The sequence below is a fragment of the Devosia sp. genome, assembly GCF_014860165.1.
Taxonomy (GTDB): domain Bacteria; phylum Pseudomonadota; class Alphaproteobacteria; order Rhizobiales; family Devosiaceae; genus Devosia.
In genome coordinates this window covers 40,300-59,766 of sequence record NZ_JACZKG010000014.1, presented here as the reverse complement: position 1 = coordinate 59,766, position 19,467 = coordinate 40,300, and the positions used below count along the sequence as shown (strand labels likewise).

At 64.4% G+C, this 19,467-nt stretch carries 24 protein-coding genes; 9 read left to right on the top strand and 15 right to left on the bottom strand.

Going from position 1 to position 19,467, the window contains the following annotated elements:
• Positions 1-148: 148 nt before the first annotated feature.
• The gene (locus IH615_RS03495) at positions 149-700 is read right to left on the bottom strand and encodes a CDP-alcohol phosphatidyltransferase family protein (RefSeq protein WP_291359836.1); all 552 of its coding nucleotides are present in this window, start codon (positions 698-700) and stop codon (positions 149-151) included.
• 4 nt (positions 701-704) lie between these two features.
• On the bottom strand, positions 705-1,817 hold the full coding sequence (locus IH615_RS03490) for a DUF2066 domain-containing protein (protein ID WP_291359835.1): 1,113 nt from the start codon (positions 1,815-1,817) through the stop codon (positions 705-707).
• A 71-nt stretch (positions 1,818-1,888) separates the two neighbouring features.
• Between IH615_RS03490 and purM the strand changes: the two genes are divergently transcribed.
• The 3 genes from purM (at position 1,889) to IH615_RS03475 (ending at position 4,522) form a co-directional block, all read left to right on the top strand.
• Positions 1,889-2,941, top strand: coding sequence for a phosphoribosylformylglycinamidine cyclo-ligase (gene purM, locus IH615_RS03485; protein ID WP_291359834.1), 1,053 nt, complete (start codon positions 1,889-1,891; stop codon positions 2,939-2,941).
• Positions 2,938-3,516, top strand: coding sequence for a phosphoribosylglycinamide formyltransferase (purN, locus tag IH615_RS03480; RefSeq protein ID WP_291359832.1), 579 nt, complete (start codon positions 2,938-2,940; stop codon positions 3,514-3,516). Before purM ends, purN begins: the two co-directional genes overlap by 4 nt.
• Positions 3,517-3,631: 115 nt before the next feature.
• Entirely contained in the window at positions 3,632-4,522 is an 891-nt protein-coding gene (locus IH615_RS03475; RefSeq protein ID WP_291359831.1) for a DMT family transporter, read from the top strand.
• Positions 4,523-4,873: 351 nt separating this feature from the next.
• On the opposite strand, the gene IH615_RS03470 is transcribed toward IH615_RS03475, so the two are convergent.
• From IH615_RS03470 to IH615_RS03455, 4 genes are all read right to left on the bottom strand, one after another.
• The gene (locus tag IH615_RS03470) at positions 4,874-5,302 is read right to left on the bottom strand and encodes a hypothetical protein (protein WP_291359830.1); all 429 of its coding nucleotides are present in this window, start codon (positions 5,300-5,302) and stop codon (positions 4,874-4,876) included.
• Positions 5,295-6,794 carry an Asp-tRNA(Asn)/Glu-tRNA(Gln) amidotransferase subunit GatB gene (gene gatB, locus IH615_RS03465; protein ID WP_291359829.1) on the bottom strand — a complete coding sequence of 500 codons (1,500 nt, stop codon included), beginning with the start codon at positions 6,792-6,794 and terminating at the stop codon, positions 5,295-5,297. The genes IH615_RS03470 and gatB overlap by 8 nt, the downstream gene beginning before the upstream one ends.
• 178 nt (positions 6,795-6,972) lie before the next feature.
• Positions 6,973-7,485, bottom strand: a complete 513-nt coding sequence (locus tag IH615_RS03460) for a GNAT family N-acetyltransferase (RefSeq protein ID WP_291359828.1) — start codon at positions 7,483-7,485, stop codon at positions 6,973-6,975.
• Between the two features lie 27 nt (positions 7,486-7,512).
• Positions 7,513-7,824 carry a chorismate mutase gene (locus IH615_RS03455; protein WP_291359826.1) on the bottom strand — a complete coding sequence of 104 codons (312 nt, stop codon included), beginning with the start codon at positions 7,822-7,824 and terminating at the stop codon, positions 7,513-7,515.
• 247 nt (positions 7,825-8,071) lie between these two features.
• Between IH615_RS03455 and IH615_RS03450 the strand changes: the two genes are divergently transcribed.
• Positions 8,072-8,329 (top strand): YjhX family toxin, encoded by a 258-nt coding sequence (locus IH615_RS03450; RefSeq protein WP_291359824.1) that lies wholly within the window; start codon positions 8,072-8,074, stop codon positions 8,327-8,329.
• 148 nt (positions 8,330-8,477) lie between these two features.
• On the opposite strand, the gene IH615_RS03445 is transcribed toward IH615_RS03450, so the two are convergent.
• The 8 genes from IH615_RS03445 to IH615_RS03410 form a co-directional block, all read right to left on the bottom strand.
• Positions 8,478-8,795, bottom strand: coding sequence for a hypothetical protein (locus tag IH615_RS03445; RefSeq protein ID WP_291359822.1), 318 nt, complete (start codon positions 8,793-8,795; stop codon positions 8,478-8,480).
• Between the two features lie 126 nt (positions 8,796-8,921).
• Positions 8,922-9,332, bottom strand: coding sequence for a hypothetical protein (locus IH615_RS03440; RefSeq protein ID WP_291359820.1), 411 nt, complete (start codon positions 9,330-9,332; stop codon positions 8,922-8,924).
• A gap of 110 nt (positions 9,333-9,442) precedes the next feature.
• Positions 9,443-10,927, bottom strand: coding sequence for an Asp-tRNA(Asn)/Glu-tRNA(Gln) amidotransferase subunit GatA (gene gatA / locus IH615_RS03435; RefSeq protein ID WP_291359818.1), 1,485 nt, complete (start codon positions 10,925-10,927; stop codon positions 9,443-9,445).
• The gene (locus tag IH615_RS03430; RefSeq protein WP_291359817.1) at positions 10,920-11,381 is read right to left on the bottom strand and encodes a hypothetical protein; all 462 of its coding nucleotides are present in this window, start codon (positions 11,379-11,381) and stop codon (positions 10,920-10,922) included. Before IH615_RS03430 ends, gatA begins: the two co-directional genes overlap by 8 nt.
• Positions 11,378-11,860 carry a GNAT family N-acetyltransferase gene (locus tag IH615_RS03425; protein ID WP_291359815.1) on the bottom strand — a complete coding sequence of 161 codons (483 nt, stop codon included), beginning with the start codon at positions 11,858-11,860 and terminating at the stop codon, positions 11,378-11,380. The genes IH615_RS03430 and IH615_RS03425 overlap by 4 nt, the downstream gene beginning before the upstream one ends.
• Positions 11,861-12,148 (bottom strand): Asp-tRNA(Asn)/Glu-tRNA(Gln) amidotransferase subunit GatC, encoded by a 288-nt coding sequence (gene gatC, locus IH615_RS03420; protein WP_291359813.1) that lies wholly within the window; start codon positions 12,146-12,148, stop codon positions 11,861-11,863. It abuts the gene before it with no gap.
• Between the two features lie 87 nt (positions 12,149-12,235).
• Complete coding sequence (locus tag IH615_RS03415) at positions 12,236-12,769, bottom strand: hypothetical protein (protein ID WP_291359811.1); 534 nt, start codon at positions 12,767-12,769, stop codon at positions 12,236-12,238.
• Entirely contained in the window at positions 12,766-14,025 is a 1,260-nt protein-coding gene (locus tag IH615_RS03410; protein WP_291359809.1) for an FAD-dependent oxidoreductase, read from the bottom strand. Before IH615_RS03410 ends, IH615_RS03415 begins: the two co-directional genes overlap by 4 nt.
• A gap of 54 nt (positions 14,026-14,079) precedes the next feature.
• On the opposite strand from IH615_RS03410, the gene ruvX reads away from it, so the two are divergent.
• Positions 14,080-14,541, top strand: coding sequence for a Holliday junction resolvase RuvX (ruvX, locus tag IH615_RS03405; protein ID WP_291359806.1), 462 nt, complete (start codon positions 14,080-14,082; stop codon positions 14,539-14,541).
• Here ruvX and IH615_RS03400 read toward each other — a convergent pair.
• Positions 14,530-15,486, bottom strand: a complete 957-nt coding sequence (locus IH615_RS03400; protein WP_291359805.1) for an AraC family transcriptional regulator — start codon at positions 15,484-15,486, stop codon at positions 14,530-14,532. The genes ruvX and IH615_RS03400 overlap by 12 nt on opposite strands.
• A 142-nt stretch (positions 15,487-15,628) precedes the next feature.
• Between IH615_RS03400 and IH615_RS03395 the strand changes: the two genes are divergently transcribed.
• The 4 genes from IH615_RS03395 (at position 15,629) to plsY (ending at position 19,464) form a co-directional block, all read left to right on the top strand.
• Positions 15,629-16,459, top strand: coding sequence for an NmrA family NAD(P)-binding protein (locus IH615_RS03395; RefSeq protein WP_291359803.1), 831 nt, complete (start codon positions 15,629-15,631; stop codon positions 16,457-16,459).
• Positions 16,460-16,579: 120 nt separating this feature from the next.
• The gene (locus tag IH615_RS03390) at positions 16,580-17,569 is read left to right on the top strand and encodes an aspartate carbamoyltransferase catalytic subunit (protein WP_291359801.1); all 990 of its coding nucleotides are present in this window, start codon (positions 16,580-16,582) and stop codon (positions 17,567-17,569) included.
• Positions 17,566-18,861: a dihydroorotase gene (gene pyrC, locus IH615_RS03385; protein ID WP_291359800.1), complete on the top strand. Its 1,296-nt coding sequence runs from the start codon at positions 17,566-17,568 to the stop codon at positions 18,859-18,861. Before IH615_RS03390 ends, pyrC begins: the two co-directional genes overlap by 4 nt.
• A gap of 3 nt (positions 18,862-18,864) precedes the next feature.
• Positions 18,865-19,464 carry a glycerol-3-phosphate 1-O-acyltransferase PlsY gene (plsY, locus tag IH615_RS03380; RefSeq protein ID WP_291359799.1) on the top strand — a complete coding sequence of 200 codons (600 nt, stop codon included), beginning with the start codon at positions 18,865-18,867 and terminating at the stop codon, positions 19,462-19,464.
• The last annotated feature ends 3 nt before the right edge of the window (positions 19,465-19,467 follow it).

The window sequence follows — 19,467 nt, the reverse complement described above, 5'->3', positions numbered from 1 at the left end:
TGCCGCTCGATCCGGTCGGCGGCCGGTTCGAGAAGATAGGCGACGCCGGCGCCAACGACGAACGGCAGCAGAACGTCGCGCACCCCGTAGAGCAGGGCCGCCGTCAGCGCCGCCAGGGCAAGCCAGAACCAGACGCGCCTGAGCTCGATCATAGCTTGCCGCTCAGCCCGGGAATGCTCCGGCCCCAGACCCAGACATAGGCCGCGCCGGAAAGAAAGGTGGTGACCGCAACGACGACGGCAAGGATCGTGTCGATCCCGTCGGGCATGACACCATAGCCGTCGCGGAGCAGCGCCACGGCCGCCAGCACGATCTGCAGGAGCGTGTTGAGCTTGCTGATCTTGAGCGGATTCATCACCACCGTCTGGCGCATGGTGTGGATCAAGAGGCTGCCGCCGACGATCAACACGTCGCGGAACACCACCAAGATCACGAGCCAGCGCGGCATGCCGCCCACGGACGCCAGTGCCACGTAAACGCTCACCAGAAGCGCCTTGTCCGCCAGCGGATCGAGGAACTTGCCAAGCTCAGTCACGGCGCCAAACCGCTTGGCGATGAAGCCGTCGACGGCGTCGGTCACGCCGGCCAGGACGAAGACGATGAACGCGATGTCCGCGCGGCCGTCGAGAATGAGCCAGACGATCAGCGGTACGCAGAACAGGCGCGCCAGGCTGAGCAGGTTTGGCAATGCGACCAGCATGCCGTCAGCGCCGGCCGCCGTGATCCCGCGCGGCGGCGGCGCGGGTGATTTCCCACCCGTCATCGACGCGCGTAAGCGCGAGCCCCTGCGCGCTGATCGCGCCCGCGAGCTGATCCGGGTCGCCGCTGTAGCGTATCAGAATCCGCGCCTCCTGGCGCGCGAACGACAACAGCGTGACCTGGTGGATGGCGGTGATTCGCGCCAGGCCGTCGCGCGTCGCGATCCAATCAGACAGGCTGTTCAAAGGCACCACGGATTCAAAATCATGCGCCTCGCCCGAACGCACTAGGTTGTTACGCCGCCAGGCATCCTCGGCCCATTTCGCGACTTGGCGGACGGCGGCGTTGTAGCGCGCGGCGGGACTCTCGCCTCCCTCCGGCAAGGCCTCGACCAGAACGCGGCCGCGCCCCGTCGGCCCGAGCCACGTCGCGCGCACCGACGCCGAAGCGCCTCCCGTGTCTTCCGTGAACTGGGCAACCAGCGCGTCGCCGATGGAATACCGCTCGACGACCGCCTCTAGAAGCACATCGTTGGCCGCGGCCGCCTGGGTGGGGGTGATGGCATCGGCCGGATCGGCCGGATCGCCGGGCAATACGAACTGAACGAGCCCCTCGGGCGTCCCCGCCTGCCAGGCGGCCAGCCATGGATTGGCGCCGCCAAAATAGAGCTGCTCGCTCCGCTGCAGCACGGGCAGGACCAGAATGGGCGGGCTCGGCGTGTCGGCGAAAGCGATCCCCTGCTGGCGCAGATAGTCCCTTATCGCCTGGTCTGCGAATGTGACCGTGAGGCGCGCCAGGTAGCGGACCGCCGACCGACGTTCGTCGGCGACCTCGAAGGACGCGACCCAGGTGGAAGCGATCGCCGCATCAGGCAGGACGACGTGCTCCCGATCGGCGGGATCGACCAGGCGGTCGATGAGGCGCTCGAGCGCCCGTCTCTGTCCCTCAGCCAATGCGCGCTCGCGGGCGGCGGTGGCGCTCTCGGCCGTGGCATCGATCGGAACGCCGGTCACCCGATAGGGATCCGCAGCCTGGGCGGGAAGGCCGCAGGCCAGGGCTAGGATCGTCCAGGCCAGCCCGACTCGCAGCCATCGTGCTTCGCGCGTTGCAAACCGCATCGGAAGAAGTATGCTCCCTCGCACGAGATCATTTCGGCCCGTTCAATCAGGATTACACGAGCCCGCCGTCCATGACCAGTGACGCCTACAAGCGCGCCGGCGTCGATATCGATTCGGCGGGGCGCTTGGTCGAACGCATCAAGTCGGTCGCCTCCACCACCCGCCGCTCCGGCATGCAGGGCGAAATTGGTGGGTTCGGCGCCCTTTTCGACCTTGCCGCCACCGGCTACCGGGATCCGATCCTGGTCGCCTCGACCGATGGCGTGGGCACCAAGCTCAAGATCGCCTTCGCCGCCGACATCCACGACACGATCGGCATCGACCTCGTCGCGATGAGCGTCAACGATCTCGTCGTCCAGGGCGCCGAACCGCTGTTCTTCCTCGACTACTTCGCCACTGGCAAGCTCGACGTCGAACAGGGCACCGCCATCGTCAACGGCATTGCCGAAGGCTGTCGCATCGCGGGCTGCGCCCTCATCGGCGGCGAGACGGCCGAAATGCCGGGCATGTATCACGGCAACGACTATGACCTGGCTGGCTTCGCCGTCGGCGCGGCCGAACGCGGCACGCTCCTGCCCCGCCCCGATATTGCCGAGGGCGATACGCTGGTGGCGATTGCTTCGTCGGGCGTGCATTCCAACGGCTATTCGCTGGTCCGCAAGATCGTGGAGCTCAGCGGCGTGGCCTGGACTGCCGATGCGCCTTTCGCGCCGGGCCAGTCGCTGTCCGAAGCGCTGCTCACCCCTACCCGCATCTATGTGAAACCGCTGCTCGCCGCACTCAAGGCCGGCATTGGCATCAAGGCCCTGGCCCACATCACCGGCGGCGGCTTCATCGACAATATCCCGCGCGTGCTGCCCGATCACCTGGCCGCGCATGTCGACCTCAATGCCATCAGTGTCCCCAAGGTGTTCGGCTGGCTCAGCCAGATCGGCGGCATGAATGAGCGTGAAATGCTACGCACCTTCAACTGCGGTGTGGGCATGCTGGTCGCGGTGGCCCCGGAAGACGCGCAGAAGCTGGTCGATCATCTGAGCGGCGAGGGCGAAATTGCCTCCATCGTCGGTAAGCTCACCGCCCGCACCGGTGAGCCCGTCACTTTCGACGGCAAGCTGGGCTTATGAGCCGCAAGCGGGTCGGCATCCTCATCTCCGGTCGCGGCTCGAACATGTCGGCGCTGATCGAGGCCGCCAAGGCCCCGGATTATCCGGCCGAGGTCGTCGGCGTGCTCTCTAACCGTGCCGCTGCGCCGGGCCTGGCTATCGCTGCCGCCGAAGGCATCGCAACGGCTTCGCTGGCACAGAGCAGGTTTCCCAGCCGCGAGATGTTCGAAGACGTCATGACCCAGACGCTTGAGAGCTGGGAAGTCGACATTGTCTGCCTGGCTGGTTTCATGCGCATCCTGGGAGACGAGTTCGTCAACCACTGGGCCGGGCGGATGATCAACATCCACCCCTCCCTCCTGCCGCTCTATAAGGGCTTGCATACCCACGAGCGGGCGTTGGCCGATGGCGCGACGATCCATGGCTGCACCGTGCATTTCGTCACGCCCGGCCTCGACGAAGGCGCGCCTATCCTCAAGGCCGAAGTACCGGTCCTGCCTGGGGATACGCCCGAAACGCTGGCTGCCCGCGTGTTGGTGGAAGAGCATCGGATCTATCCGGAAGCACTGAGGCTGCTGGCGTCGGGCGACGTCTAGCGACAAGCTTCCTCTGTTCGTGCCCATCACGAGAATTGATCGGCCCCATCGTCAAAATCGGTTCGACCTTTGTTCTCATGGGGCGTAGTTTTCCGGCTCAACCTGGGAGGCCGCCATGGCGCAACGCGACTGGTTTTGGATCATTTTCCTCGGCGCCATCTGGGGCTGTTCGTTCATCTTCAATGCTGTCCTGATTCGCGAGATCGGCCCGCTCTGGGTCACCTCGTTCCGCGTTGGCATTGGTGCGCTCGGCTGCTGGGCAGTCATGGTCGCGCTGCGCAAGCCCATTCCCCGTGATCCGGTGCTGTGGTTCAAGCTCGGCGCGTTGGGCGTCCTGGCCTATGCCATTCCCTTCGCGCTGTTCCCGCTGGCCCAGGCCAACCTCGCCAGCGGCGTGGCCGCCATCATCAACGCCCTGACCCCGATCATGACAGTGATCGTCAGCCACTTCTGGATCGGCGGCGAGAAGGCTACCCCCATCAAGAGTGCCGGCGTCGTGGTCGGATTTGCCGGTGCGGCGATCCTGGCCTCCCCCGCCCTCACCTCGGGCGGACAATCACAGCTCTGGGCCGTTGGCGCCTGCCTCCTGGCTACGCTCTGCTATGCCCTGACGCTCAACATCACCCGCAGCTTCAAGGCCGTCGAGCCCACGGCGCTCGCCGCTATTGCGCTGACCGGAGCAACTATCGTTGCTGTACCGGTCGCCTTCGCCACCGAAGGTACGCCGGTCATGCTGCGCATGGAAACCTGGCTGGCCGCGGCAGCCATTGGCCTGATCTCGACTGCCTTCACCTTTCAGATCATGTACCGGATCCTACCGCGCGTCGGCGCCACCAACTTCGCCACTACAACCTTCATCGCCCCGATCTCTGCCGTCATCCTCGGCGTCACCATCCTGCGTGAGACGGTCCTGCCGATCCAGATCCTGGGGATGTTCGTGATCTTCGCCGGGCTGCTGCTGATCGATGGCCGCATTGGCAAGCTCTGGCGCCGCGTCGCCGCCTGACGCGCCGGGTGGCAATCCACCTTGTCCCGGCGCGCCCGCTACCAAATGGCGGAACTGTCGGACGCGCCGTTCGTTCTGCTCGGACAAGGAGCGTCACCATGAATCAGCCCAGGCCAGATATCGACCCGCGTCCGATACCCGAGATCGTGCCGCAGCCTCAACCGACGCAGCCCGAGCCGACAAATCCGACGCCGCCATTCCCCCAGGAGCTTCCGGACACGCCCGAACCCGTTGAAGACCCGACGCCCGGCCAGCCCATGCCCGAACCCGGACCCGGCTCGGATCAGCCGCCGACAAGGGCTTGAGCCAGATCCGGCCGCAATTGCCGTCCCCGATACCGGGCGGGTTTGGTCAGCGGGCGTTGAGTTCCAGACACTTTTGCACACGACGCGCCAGGGTAAGTACGTCGCCATAGTCCAGCCCAACAGTTATTTCGGCACTGTTCGCGTGTGCCAATCCAATCGACTTCATCGTCGCTCGAATGGCAGAGTGGCCAGTGCTGTCGGTGGGCGAAACCTGCAGGCGAAGCCGTGAAGGCCCGAAGGCGTTCGTCAGGACGGCCTCATCGGCTTGCCCCGCCAGCAACGTCTCCAAGCCAACCACGAAGACGCGCAGATCTGCTGGCGGGAAAAACTCGTGAGCGGCGCCGGAAAAGTCTCCGGACGTCGCACGGCCACCGACCTGCGCTCCGTAAATGAACGGGTCTGGGTCCAGATAGAGCTCAAGCTCGGCACCAATGCCGCTGCATCGAAATTCAAGCCGACGGTGCTCGTCACTCAATGCCCAGTTTCTTCTTCATCAGGTCGCTCAGGGCCTGCGGGTTGGCCTTGCCGCCCGAGGCCTTCATGGCCTGGCCGACAAACCAGCCGATCATGGTCGGCTTGGCGATGACCTTGGCGACCTGGTCGGGATTGGCGGCGATGATTTCGTCGACGATCGCCTCGATCGCCCCCATATCGGTCACCTGCTTCATGCCGCGGCGCTCGACGATATCCGCCGGTTCACCCTCAGGCTCCTCGGCGATGATCACCTGCAGTAAGTCCTTGGCGCCCTTGGATGAAATCGTCCCGGATGCCACGAGGTCGACGATGCCGGCGATCTGGCCGGGCTTGAGGTGGGTTTCCCACACCGCCAGGCCCTGGCTGTTGGCATAGGCGGCGACGTCGGCATTGAGCATGTTCGCCACGGCCTTGCCGTCACGCTTGCTGCCGCCGAAGGCGACACAGGATTCGTAATAGTCGGCCGTCTCACGATCGAGGGTCAGCACCATGGCGTCGTAGGCGGTGACGCCATAATCCCTGACGAAGCGCGCCTTCTTCTCGTCCGGCAATTCGGGCAAGCCTGCCGCAAGATTGCTGATGAACTGCTCGTCGAATTCGAGCGGCAGCAGGTCAGGATCGGGGAAGTAGCGATAGTCATGCGCTTCTTCCTTGGAGCGCATCGAGCGCGTCTCGCCCGTCTTGGGATCGTAGAGGCGGGTTTCCTGGTCGATCGTGCCGCCGTCCTCCAGGATGTCGATCTGGCGACGGGCCTCGTATTCGATGGCCTGGCCGGCAAAGCGGATCGAGTTGACGTTCTTGATCTCGCAGCGTGTGCCGAACGCGCCGCCCGGCTTGCGCACCGAGACGTTGACGTCGGCGCGCATGGAGCCCTGCTCCATATTGCCATCGCAGGTGCCGAGGTAACGCAGGATGGTCCTGAGCTTGCCGAGATATTCCTTGGCCTCCTCGGACGAACGCAGGTCTGGCTTGCTGACGATCTCCATCAGCGCCACGCCGGAGCGGTTGAGGTCGACGAAGCTCATGTTGGGATGCTGGTCGTGGATCGACTTGCCGGCGTCCTGTTCCAGATGCAGACGCTCGATTCCGATCTCGATCTGCCCGTCGGGCATGTCGAGCAGCACCTTGCCCTCGCCCACGATGGGGTCCTTGAACTGGCTGATCTGGTAGCCCTGGGGCAGATCCGGGTAGAAGTAGTTCTTGCGGTCGAACACGCTGCGCTTGTTGATCTGCGCCTTGAGCCCGAGGCCCGTGCGCACCGCCTGCCGCACGCATTCCTCGTTGATCACAGGGAGCATGCCCGGCATTGCCGCGTCGACGAAGCTGACATTGGAATTGGGCGGATTGCCGAACTCGGTCGAGGACCCCGAAAACAGCTTGCTCTCTGAAGTCACCTGGGCGTGGACTTCCATGCCGATGATGACTTCCCAGTCACCGGTCGAGCCATGGATGAAGCTCTTGGGATTGGGCGTGCGCGTGTCGATAAGGGTCAATTGAGGGTCCTGCGAGGCAAGGCAAAAGGTAGGTATGTGATTACTTAGGCTGGGCCCGCGATGCAATGCCCAACCACCGCGCGCGTCACCCTCGGGCCTGACTTGCCCGGCGCTCAAAAAGTGAAGAGCCCTCGGGGTCAGGCCCTGATGTGACGATCGAGCATGCGGAGGTTTCGCTTCAATCCTCGTCGTCGAGATCGCCCTCGAAGGGCAGCAGGCGCTTTTCGAGATGCACGCTCATGAAGGGCTCATGCGCGGCGCGGCCGTCGGGCCGCAGCGCCAGGATGCGATAGCCCTGCTTTTCGTAGAAGCGCACGGCGCGGACATTGTCGGCCGGAGTTTCGAGTTGCACCCGGTCGGCGCCTTCGAGTTCCAGCATCGATTCCATGCGCCGCAGCAGCATCGAGCCCAGGCCATGGCCCTGCAATTCCGGCATGACGAAGAGGAATGGAATATAGGCCCGCCGCGCCGAGCGTGAGCACCAGGCGACGACGATACCGTCCACCTCGGCCACGATGATGCGGCTCAGCGTTTCGGCTACGGCCTGCGCCAGGCGGCGCTGTTCGGCCTGCTTGATGCCGGGTTGTTCGGTCAGGAGCGGGAAGATGCCGCTTTCCCAGGCGCGGTAGGCTATGTCGGCCAGCCTGCGGGCGTCTGCGGTCTCGGCCTTGCGAATGGAAATGCCTGCCATGGTGACCTCCTGCCCCCGCCTAGAGCGTTAGCTGCGGCGCCGCGCCGCGATGATGCCCTTCTCGTAATTGATGTTCCAATCGATCAGGGTCCGCCACACAAGTTCGGCCTGATCCTCGTCAAGATCAAGAGCCAAACTGCGGTCGCGGACTTTGGCAATAACGGCCTCGATGCGAGCCGGGTCGCGCGCCTCATGCGGATCGGTCTTGATCTGGGCCATGCGCGTCACATAGCGGTGGCGCTCGGCAAAAAGGGCCAGCAGCGCATGATCGATACGGTCGATTTCGGCGCGGACATCGTCCTTGGTTTCGCAGGCGTCAGGCGATTTCGTTGCGGTCACGGCAGGTTCCAGTCACGTTTGCTGTTGCTGGTTTGCACCGCTCCGGCGGCGATTTCAACCGCCTGTCTTGCGCAATTCGTCCAGTCGGCGCTATCAAACCGATATGTCTAGTCAGTCTGAAACCGCCTGAAGCCCCGTCCAACGGCGACGGGGCATGAATGAACCAGTCGACCGCCGCGCGTGACGCCGGTGATCGATATTGTTTGTTCGCGGGGTTCTGCCCCGCCCATAGGCGACAGACTTTTCCATGGATATCTCACGAGACGAACAGCGGGTGCTGCACGCCCTCGCTCAGGGCGGCCGTATCGCGCTGCTCAAGAACGAAGCCGGCAAGGTAACCGGGCTCGAATTCTTCAATCGCGATGGCTGGCTGATGACCAATTGCAGCCTGATGCTGTTCAGGAAGCTCAAGGCCAAGAAGGCGATCAAGAGCTCGGGCGGCCAACCCTACCGCATTACCAGGCGCGGTCTGGAGCTGGTGCGGAGCGAGTTTGATAATCGGTAGATGCTGACCTCTCCCTTGGGGGAGAGGTCGACCCTCTTGGGTCGGATGAGGGGGCCTACCAAGCACTCCACATCCGGTAGAAGGCCCCCTCACCCGGCGCTTCGCGCCGGCCTCTCCCCCAAAAGGAGAGGTGAAGAGGAGCCCGCTGCTAGTGCCGCGTTACCTCGCTCAGCGCGGCGGCGATGTGTTCCCATTCGCTGGCCACGCTTGATGTGGCGCGGCGCTTGCCGGCGCGGCGATACCAGTAATCGGCATTGCCCATGTCGGCTTCGATCCAGTGCATCAGTGCATGCACCCAGTCGAAAGCCTGCACGCCTTCCATGGCCTGGACGATGGTGTGCGCCTGTTCCCATTCGGGGCCGACGCGCAGCTCGCCCTTCTTGAGCCACCACAGCGCCTGCAGCGGCTTGCTCATGTCCTTGGGCGGCTCGGACCAATCGAGCGAGGTGAAGATGTCAGCGGCCATCGGAGAAACCCTTGTCGGCCCGGACGCCACGCGCGGCGACGTCACAACCAATTTCAATTTGTGCATTGGGGCCAAATAAGGCGGAATGCGGTGTGGATCAAGAGACTCTCGGCGATATGCGGAGTCCTAGAGTGCCTTGCTCAGGATCAAATCAACAAGGCTATCAATTATGAGGTCGCCGCAGACGTCGTCGGATACATAGCAATATGACACCATCCACCCGTTTCTCGGATCACTATGCGTCATGCTGTATGGGTGCTGCATCGGCTGCATAGCTTTGCCAAAGACCCAGGACGGGAGCGATGGGAAGTCCGCAGTAACACCGTCAACAAGCGTAGGATACTGAGATACGCAGGGAGCGCCCTCTAATTCGAATCTGGCTCCGACATAATAGTATGTAGTAGTCTTGCTTGCATCGATTAGGCGCGGCTGCCGGCCATCTATGATCTCATAGGTTTGCAGTCCTGCTTCTTCGAATTTCTGGCGGGTGACTTCTAAATAGTAGTCGGGATTGCTCGAGCAGATGACAATCTGCACGCCTAGTTCGTTCTCAGCCAGTACCGGGGTGCCGAGCGTCAGCGGGCTCAGCAGGCCAAATAGCCCGAAGAGTGTGCGAACTCGATATCTGGACTGAGCGTGACAAGCCACTACCACCACGCCTTGGGCGCAAAATCCCCGCCGGCGGCCTTCTCGATCACCCGCGCCGCCGCGAACAGCGTTTCCTCGTCGAACGGCTTGCCGATGAGCTGGAGGCCCAGCGGCAGCCCTGCCCCGTCCTTGCCGGCTGGCACGGCGATGCCCGGCAGGCCGGCCATGTTCACCGTCACCGTGAAGACGTCGTTGAGATACATGGCGACCGGATCGGCGGCCAAGGCCTCATCGCCAACGCCGAAGGCGGCCGATGGCGTCGCTGGGGTCAGGATGGCGTCGACGCCGGCATGGAAGGCGTCCTCGAAGTCCTTCTTGATCAGCGTGCGGACCTTCTGCGCCTTGACGTAATAGGCGTCGAAATAGCCGGCCGAGAGCACATAGGTGCCGATCATGATGCGGCGCTTCACCTCGCGGCCGAAGCCGGCGGCGCGGGTGAGCTCGTACATGTCGGTGATGTCCTTGCCGGACACGCGCAGGCCATACTTGACGCCGTCATAGCGGGCCAGGTTGGACGAGGCCTCGGCCGGCGCCACGATATAATAGGCCGGCAGGGCGTATTTGGTGTGCGGCAGGGAGATGTCCTTGACCGTGGCGCCCTCGGCCTTGAGCCATTCGAGCCCCTGCTGCCAGAGCTTTTCGATTTCCTGGGGCATGCCGTCCATGCGGTATTCGCGCGGGACGCCGATGGTCAGCCCTTTGACGCCACGCTCCACGGCAGCGGCAAAGTCCGGCACGGCCAGGTCGACGCTGGTCGAATCCTTGGGGTCGAAGCCCGACATGGAGGTCATCATGATCGCCGCGTCTTCCACGGTGCGGGCAATCGGGCCGGCCTGGTCGAGCGAGGAGGCAAAGGCCACCACGCCCCAGCGCGAGCAACGGCCATAGGTCGGCTTGATGCCGACAGTGCCGGTAAAGGCGGCCGGCTGGCGGATGGAGCCGCCGGTATCGGTGGCCGTGGCGCCGGCGCAGAGCCAGGCCGAGACCGCAGCGGCCGAGCCGCCCGACGAGCCGCCGGGCACCAGGTTGGCATTGCTGCCTTCGGCACGGAATGGGCTGATGACCGGGCCGTAATAGCTGGTCTCGTTGGACGAGCCCATGGCGAACTCGTCCATGTTGAGCTTGCCCAGCATGACGGCGCCATCGCGCCACAGATTGCTGGTGACAGTCGATTCGTATTCCGGCTTGAAGCCGTCGAGGATGTGGCTGGCCGCCTGGGTATGAACGCCCTTGGTGCCGAACAGGTCCTTGATGCCAAGCGGAATGCCTTCAAGCGTGCCGCCCTGCCCCTTTGCGAGCTTCTCGTCGCTGGCCCTGGCCATGTCGAGCGCCTGCTCCGGCGTCACTGCCACATAGGCGTTGAGCGCGGGATTGGCCTGCTCGATGGCCGTGAGGTAGGCGCCGGTCAGCTCGGTGGCAGTGAAGCTCTTGGCCTTGAGGCCCTTGCGGGCGTCGGCAAGGCTGAGTTTGGTCAGGTCAGTCAAGGGGGATCTCGCTCAGATTGTCGCAGCGGTGATAAATCGTGGTGCCCCCGGGATAGGGGCTGTCGGTGTCCGGCTCTACGCCATTGATCATCGAAAACATGGCATCGTTGCTGGACGAAACGCGGATGGCATTGTCATCGTGCGGCGCGATGGCCAGCATGTCGGGATAGAGGTCGCCGGGTATCTCGCAGACTGCCTCGACAAACAGCACCGGTGTATTGGGCCGGCTCTTGATGTCATAGAAATTGCAGTGAAATTCCATGGACTGGATGCCACTGGTAAAGCTCAGGCTCAGGAAGTCCATGTCCATCCAGGCATCGACGCCCTGCTTTTCCAACGCCTGGCACGCGGCCGGATCGCTGACATAGAGTTTGGTCTGGTCGATAACCATGTCTTCCTGCGCCAGGACGGGCGCGGCGAGCAGGAACAGGCCTGCGATCAGATGCGCCTTCATGCGTCCGTCTCCACCTTGAGGGGCATTTCGAAGAAGGCCGACCATTCGCTGTCGGGGTAGTCGAGGAATGGGCCACGGGTAACGAAGCCGCTCCGCGTATAGAGCCGGTGGGCTTCGGCCATGCCCGGGCCGGTGCCGGTTTCGAGCATCAGCACGGGCAGGCCCTTGTCGCGCGCCAGCGCCACGATGGCTTCCAGCAGCGCCGAGCCGATGCGCTTGCCGCGCACTTCGGGGTCGGTGAACATGCGCTTGACCTCGCCCAGCTCGGCCGAATGGACCTTGAGCGCGCCCATGCCGACCGCCCTGCCGGCCTCGTCCCGCGCCACGAACAGCGTGGTATCGGACCCGGCCATCTGTTCGACCGTCATCTTGAACTGGAATTCCAGCGGCGACAGCGGCAGCAGGTGGTCGTTGAGCTTGGCGACGAGGCCACGCACGTCGTCCTGCAATGGCGTCTCGATGGCGATGGAAACCGCCATTTACTCGACCACCTTGGGTACCATGAAGAAGTTGTCTTCGCTCAGCGGCGCATTGCTGACGATCTTGTCGGCATAGCCACCATCGGAAATTACGTCGTCGCGGCGGCGCAACGTCATAGGGGTCACCGACGTCATCGGCTCGACGCCCTCGACATTGATTTCATTGAGCTGCTCGACAAAACCCAAAATGGCGTTGAGCTCGGTCTGGTAGCTGGCCACTTCGCTCTCTTCGATGCGGATACGCGCCAGGCGCCCGATGCGCTTTACGGTTGCGGCGTCGACAGACATGGGAAACTCCAGAAACAGCGGCTCGTTTGCGGCCGTTATTAGCAACCGTCCGCTAGAAAAGACAATGAAAATGGCTGATGCGGCGGATCAGATTTCCAATGCCAGCCCGGCTTCAAGCGCGACCAGGCCGGTTCCGTCCAGCTGGCCGCGCAAAGCGGAGATGGCGCCGTCGACCGCGGTCTCGTCGCCGGCCAGCGCCAGGAGCCGCGGCGGCGTGTCGTCGAGGATGGCGCTACCCAACGCCGCAAGCCGTTCGCCGGGCCCGAACAGCGCCACCACGGCGCTTTCCGCCCAGCGGCCCAGGGGCGGCGCGACGGCGCTGACCAGCAGCAAGGGCGGCTCGCCAACGGCCTCCACCAGCACGGCCCCTGCCCCGACAGACCAGGCGTCGACACTTGCGGGGATGTCCGCTTCATCCAGCAGCCGTGGCGGCTTGCGCGGTTTCCAGTGCGCCGAGTCGATTGCCGGCAAGTCTGTGCCAAAGCCGGCAATCACCCGGTCGGCGCCCGAAACCAGTTCTGCCGGGTCGATTCCAACCGGCGCGTCGGCCGGGTCCAGCACCAGAATTGTGCCACCAATGTGGATGCGGATGGTCGTGCCGCCGAACCAGGTGAGTTTCACGGACGCCCACCTCCGGGCTTGAAGGTCAGTTCGATGCGCGACGCGCCCTCGATAAGTCGTTTGATCGAGGATCGGCTCAGCAGGAACCGGCCCAACCCGGCCAGCAGTGCAGACGGAACCAGCCGCAGGACGGGCGCCATGGCCTGCATCCGCGGCAGCCTCTGCGTAGCGTCGTTCTGCTGGGACTGGATCTTGCTCACTTCCGGTCGCCTCTCTGCCTCAAAGGCCTGTGCCGCCGAATCCAGTTCATCGGGCTTCGCGCCGCCCAGCAGGACCGGACCCAGGTGATTGGCCAGCGCAATCGAGTCGCGCAGCGCGATGTTGATACCCTGCGCCCCAACCGGCGACATCGGGTGCGCCGCATCGCCCATCAGCACCAGGCCGGGCACCGACCACTTTGGCAGCATGCCGCAGATCACATCGAGCAGGAACGGATCACTGACCTTGTCGCGTACCTTGCCGAACATGTCCGCCAGGGGCGGCGGCAGCACCGAAGCGAGGTGATCCTTCCAGTCGTCACCTTCCTGCCCCCGGAACTGCCGATAGCTGCCCTTGGCAATGATCCTGCCGATCTGCACGTGATTGTCTTCCGCCGGAAAGGCGAGCCCGAAATAGTCATCGAGCAGGAAGCCGTAGGCCTCGCCGGGCCCGAGGGGATCGGCGCGGGGCGTGCGGCACCACACCACGTCAAACTCCTGCTTCTGGCCCTCCAGCTCCAACCCCAGCCGCTTGCGCGCCACCGAATAGCGTCCGTCCGCGGCGATCACATAGTCGGCGCCGATATCGAAATCGCTGCCTTCGCCGGCCAGGCGCAAGCCCGTCACGCGGCCATCGGTAACTACCAGGTCACGCACGACGGTGCCGCGCAGCAGGGTGAAATTTGCGAAGGCGCCACAGCGTTCGGCCAGCATTTCCAGTAGCAGCGGCTGCGGCATCAGTCGGATGAGCTGCGCGTCCGCCGGCAATATCCTGCCCATGTCGAGGTTGAGGAACCGTTTGCCCCGGGCAAACATCTGAATGGTCCGGATCGGCTCGGATGGCAGCGCATCGAACGCTTCCCAAAGCCCTGCCTGCCGTATGGCCTCCATGCCACCCGGCGTCATGCCCTCGCCGCGGAACTCGCGCGAGAAATCGTGGTGCCGTTCGACCAGCGTTATCCTGATGCCCATCCGAGCCAGCAGATATGCCGTCAGCGCCCCCGCAGGCCCCGCACCGATGATCGCCACATGTGCCGGAACGGCATTGCTGCTCGACATGTCACACACCTGCCCCTATGAACCGGGCACCATAGCTATCCCCGGATCGCATCGATGCCAACCGAGTCGCCCGACGGTCCCCTGGCCGCTATCCCCGCCACCGGCAGGATCATGGCGCTCGATCTCGGCACCAAGACCATTGGCGTCGCGATCAGCGACGGCATGCGGTATTCGGCGACACCGCTCGAGACCATCAAGCGGACCAAGTTCACCCAGGATGCCGAGCGCATCATCCAGCTCATCGCCGAAAACCAGATCGCCGCCATCATCCTTGGCCTGCCGCTCAACATGGATGGCTCGGAAGGTCCGCGCGTCCAGTCCACCCGCGCCTTCGCCCGCAGCCTGGCGCAGAAGGTGGCCCTGCCCATTGCCTTCTGGGACGAGCGGCTTTCGACCAGCGCGGTTACGCGCATGATGATCGAAGCCGACCTGCGGCGCGATCGCCGGGCGGAGGTGGTCGACAAGCTGGCCGCCAGCTATATCCTGCAGGGTGCGCTGGACCGGCTACGCCGCTAGCTTGCGTACGCCACCTGGCGGAATGCCGAAAAACTGCTTGAACGCGCGCCCGAACGCCGCTTCTGACTGGTAGCCGGCCCGCCGCGCCACTGTTCCGACCGATTCCCGCGTTTCCAGCAGTTGCGCGCGGGCCAGGTGTAGCCGCCATTGGCTCAGGTATTGCGCCGCCGGCTGGCCCACCAGTTCGGTGAAGCGCGCCGAGAATGCCGAACGCGACATGCCGGCCTCGCCGGCCAGTTCGGCGATGCTCCAGTCCTGCTCCGGCCGCCGATGGATCAATGCCAGCGCCCTGCCGACCTGGCGATGGCGCAATGCGGCCAGCCAGCCAAGGTTGGCCTCCGGTGCCTCATCCAGCCAGGTCCGGATGGCCTGGATGACCAGGACGTCAGCGAGCCGAGTCATCACGGTCTCCCCGCCGGGTCGCATGGCACTTGCTTCGCGGGCAATCAGGCCCAGTGTGCTTTGCAGCCAGTGACCGCCATCGTCATTCCAGGCATCGAGCCGCAGCACGGGCGGAAGCAGACTCACCAGCCGCCGCGCCGCCACGTGGTCGAACTGCACCACGCCAGAGGTGGCCCGGGTCATCTCGCCGCCCCCGCCATGCCGCATGATCTCGTAGCGCTCGCTGATGCTCTCGACCGGGAGATCGAAAAGCGGAACGGCATGGGCATCAGGATTGCTCAGCAGACGGTAGCTCTTGCCATGCGGCAGCAGGATCATGCTGCCCTGCCCCACCAGCAGCGGTTCCTCCCCGTCCATGACCAGCCAGCCATGTCCAGAGGTCACGATGACGAACATCATGGACTCAACCAGTTCGGGCATGATGAGGCCCCAGGGTGCGGTCAACTCGGCGCGACAGTAGAGGGTGCCGGTGAGGCGCAGCATATGCAGGACCTCCCCCAAGGGGTCGGACAGCGGTGCAGGCTGGAAGTGGGAATCTCTCATAGGTACCTTCTAGCGCCTCAATGCCAGTACGTCCACGATGTTGGACGATCTGCATATTTTCACGGCTGAAGCGTCATTGATGATCTTGGGCTGCCATCACACCTTCTGATGCGTCGCAACACCACGCAACAGGACCAGCTTCATGAGCAACATTCTCGTCATCAACAGCACCGGAAAGATTGGCAGCCGCGTTGCCGCCCACCTGGCGGCCAAGGGACTCCCTTATCGCGGCGTGTCGCGCCGCACGGAAATCCCCTTCGATTGGCAAGACGAAAGGACCTGGCCGCAGGCCTTGGCCGGCGGCAAGTCCGCTTTCATTTCCTTCGTGCCTGATCTTGCGGCGCCGGGGGCGCTGGCGGTCATGCAACGCTTTGTCGCTGCGGCTCGGGATGCCGACCTGAGCAAGCTGGTTCTCCTCACCGGCCGGGGCGAGATCGGCGCCGTCGCCGCCGAGAATGCCGTGCGCGAATCCGGTCTCGGCTGGACCATCGTTCGCGCCGCCTGGTTCAATCAGAACTTCAGCGAAGGACACCTGCTCGAATCCGTACTGGAGGGCCACCTCTACATGCCCGCCGGCGACCGCAAGGAACCCTTCGTGGATGCTGAGGATATCGCCGAGGTCGCTACGGCCGCGTTGCTTGACGACCGCCACACCGGCCAGATCTATGACGTCACCGGCCCGGAACTCTTGAGCTTCGACGAGGTCGCGCAACGCCTCGCCGGGGCAACTCATCGTCCCCTCCAATATGTGCCGGTGACGCTCGAGGAGTTCCATGCCGGACTGCTGCAGACACTTGGGCAGGAATGGGCTGACCTCCTGCGCACCATTGCCGACGAGACACTCGACGGGCGCAATTCGTGGGTTGGGGACGGTGTGCAAAGGGCGCTCGACCGCGCCCCTCGCGATTTCCAGAGCTTCCTGCAGCAGGCCCTCGCTGCGGGCACCTGGACCGTACCCGCCGCGGCCGAGTGAGGCCACGACCCGCAAGCACCGACGGCCGGCCCCCCAGCCGGCCGTTGATTTCCTCCTCTTTGGGCTTGCCCCTGGCTCCCCCCTCCGCTAGACCGCAGCAAATGTCAGGGACGGGAGCGCATGGCACAAGCACGCGCGGCGAAAGCCTCAACCACCGCAGCCGGTTCGACCGGCGATTTTCCCCCTTTCAGCCAGCGCCACCTGCTTTCGATCGCCGATCTCCAGCAGCATGAGATCATCGATCTGCTGGACCGGGCCGAGCGCATGGTCCCGGTGTCGCGGCAGGAGCGGAAATCGCATCCGACGCTGTCAGGCAAGACCCAGATCAACCTGTTCTTCGAGCCCTCGACCCGTACCCAGGGGTCGTTCGAAATTGCCGGCAAGCGCCTGGGTGCGCTGGTGATGAACATGTCGGTCAAGTCGAGTTCGGTCAGCAAGGGCGAGACGCTGGTCGATACCGCGGCGACGCTTAATGCGATGCGGCCCGACGTCATCGTGGTGCGCCACTCGGCTGCCGGGGCGGTGGAACTGCTGAGCCAGAAGGTCGGTTGCGCCGTGATCAATGCCGGCGACGGGGCGCATGAGCATCCCACCCAGGCCCTGCTCGACGCCCTCACCATCCGCCGTCACAAGGGCCGCATTTCCGGGCTCACCGTGGCCATCTGCGGCGATATCGCCAATTCCCGCGTCGTCCGCTCCAACCTGCTGCTGCTGGGTGCGCTCAATGTGCGCACCCGTGTCATCGCGCCGCGCAACCTGCTCCCCGCGGGCATCGAGCACCTCGCGACCGAGGTGTTCACCGACATGCGCGAAGGCCTGAGGGATGTCGACGTGGTGATGATGCTGCGTTTGCAGCATGAGCGCGCCAATGGCCGCATGATCCCCTCGGTGCGCGAATACTACCACTTCTATGGCCTGGATGCCGAAAAGCTGGCCTTTGCCAGGCCCGACGCCATCGTCATGCATCCGGGGCCGATGAACCGGGGCGTCGAGATCGATCCCGCCATTGCCGATGGCCCTGCCTCCGTAATCACCGACCAGGTTGAGATGGGGGTCGCGGTGCGCATGGCGGTGCTCGATGCGCTCCTCCCGGCGAGGAATGACGCATGACCCGGGCACTACTTATCGAGAATGCCCGCATCGTCGACCCCGCCTCGGGCACGGACAGCAAGGGCGCGGTGCTGGTCGAAGACGGCTTCATCACCGAAGTCGCGCTGGGTGCGCCCGTGGGCGTGCCCGAGGGCGCCGAAGTCATCAACGCCAACGGGCTCATCCTGGCGCCGGGCCTGATCGACATGCGCGTCTTCACCGGCGAGCCCGGCAAGGAATACCGCGAAACCCTGCAATCGGCCGGTGAAGCTGCCGCGGCCGGCGGTGTCACCAGCTTCGTGATGATGCCCGATACCGCGCCGGTGGTGGACGATGGCGCATTGGTGGATTTTCTCATCCGCCGGGCCAAGGCGACCTCCAAGGTCAACGTTCTGCCTGCCGGCGCCATCACCAAGGGCCTTGCCGGCGAGGAGATGACCGAATTCGGCCTGCTCAAGGAGGCTGGCGCCGTCTGCCTCACCGATGGCCGGCATTCGATCCAGTCCACCGCCCTGCTTCGCACCGTCATGAGCTATGCCGCCAATTACGGCATGACGATCGTGCATCACGTCTCGGACAAGAGCCTCACCGGCGATGGCGTGATGAATGAGGGGCTGTTCGCCACCATTCTGGGGCTCAAGGGAATTCCGCGCGAGGCCGAGACCATTCCGCTGGCCCGCGACCTGCAACTGGCCGGGCTCACCGGCGTCAAATACCACGCCGCGCAGATTTCCTGCGCCGGGTCGGTCGAACTCGTTGCATCGGCCAAGAAGCGTAACACGTCAGTTACATCAGGGGTTTCCATCAACAACCTGGCGCTCAACGAGAATGACATCGGCCGGTACCGGAGCTTCTTCAAGCTGGGTACCCCCCTGCGCTCCGAGGATGACCGGCAGGCCGTGATCGAAGGGCTGCGCGACGGCACGATCGATACCATTCACTCCGATCACGACCCGCAGGATACCGAGGTCAAGCGCCAGCCCTTCGCCGAGGCGTCCGACGGCGCGATTGGCCTTGAAACGCTGCTGGCGGCGGCACTGCGCCTGGTGCATTCGGGCGATGTGGACCTGCTGACGGTGTTGCGCGCCATGACCAGCCGACCGGCCGAGATTCTCGGCCTGCCGAGCGGCCGCATCGCCAAGGGAGCGCCAGCCGACCTGATCCTGGTCGATCTCGACTATCCCTGGCAGGTGTCCGAGCGCGATCTTCGGTCGAGATCGCGCAATACCAGCTTTGAAGGCGCGCGGCTTGCTGGCAAGGTAATGCGAACCATCGTGGGCGGCCAAACCGTCCATACGCATGTGGAGGGCTGAGCCTTGGATGTTACCCTGATCTACGCCGCCATCATCGGCTATCTCTGCGGCTCGGTGCCTTTCGGCCTGCTGCTGACCCGCGCGGCTGGCCTTGGCGATATTCGCGCCATCGGCTCGGGCAATATCGGGGCCACCAATGTGTTGCGCACCGGCAATCGCTGGCTGGCGGCGGCAACGCTGGTGCTCGATGCCGCCAAGGCCGCGCTCCCCGTGCTGGTGGCGCGCTACTACTGGGGCGAGCAGGCGGCCATGGTCGCGGGCATCGGCGCCTTTGTCGGGCACTGCTTTCCGGTCTGGCTCGGTTTCAAGGGCGGCAAGGGCGTCGCGGTGATGATCGGGTCGCTACTGGCCCTGAGCTGGCCGGTGGGCCTGATCTTCTGTGCAGTCTGGCTGGTGATCGCCGTCACCCAGAAAATGAGCTCGCTGGCCGCCCTGACGGCGGCCGCTACCGCGCCGCTCTTTGCCTATGTGGTGGTCGGCGAATGGCTGGCGGCCACGGCGGCTGTCATGGCGCTACTGCTGTTCTTCCAGCACCGCCCCAATATCGTCCGGCTCATGCGCAACACCGAGCCCAAGATCGGCTCCGAAAAGAAGGCCGAGTAAGCC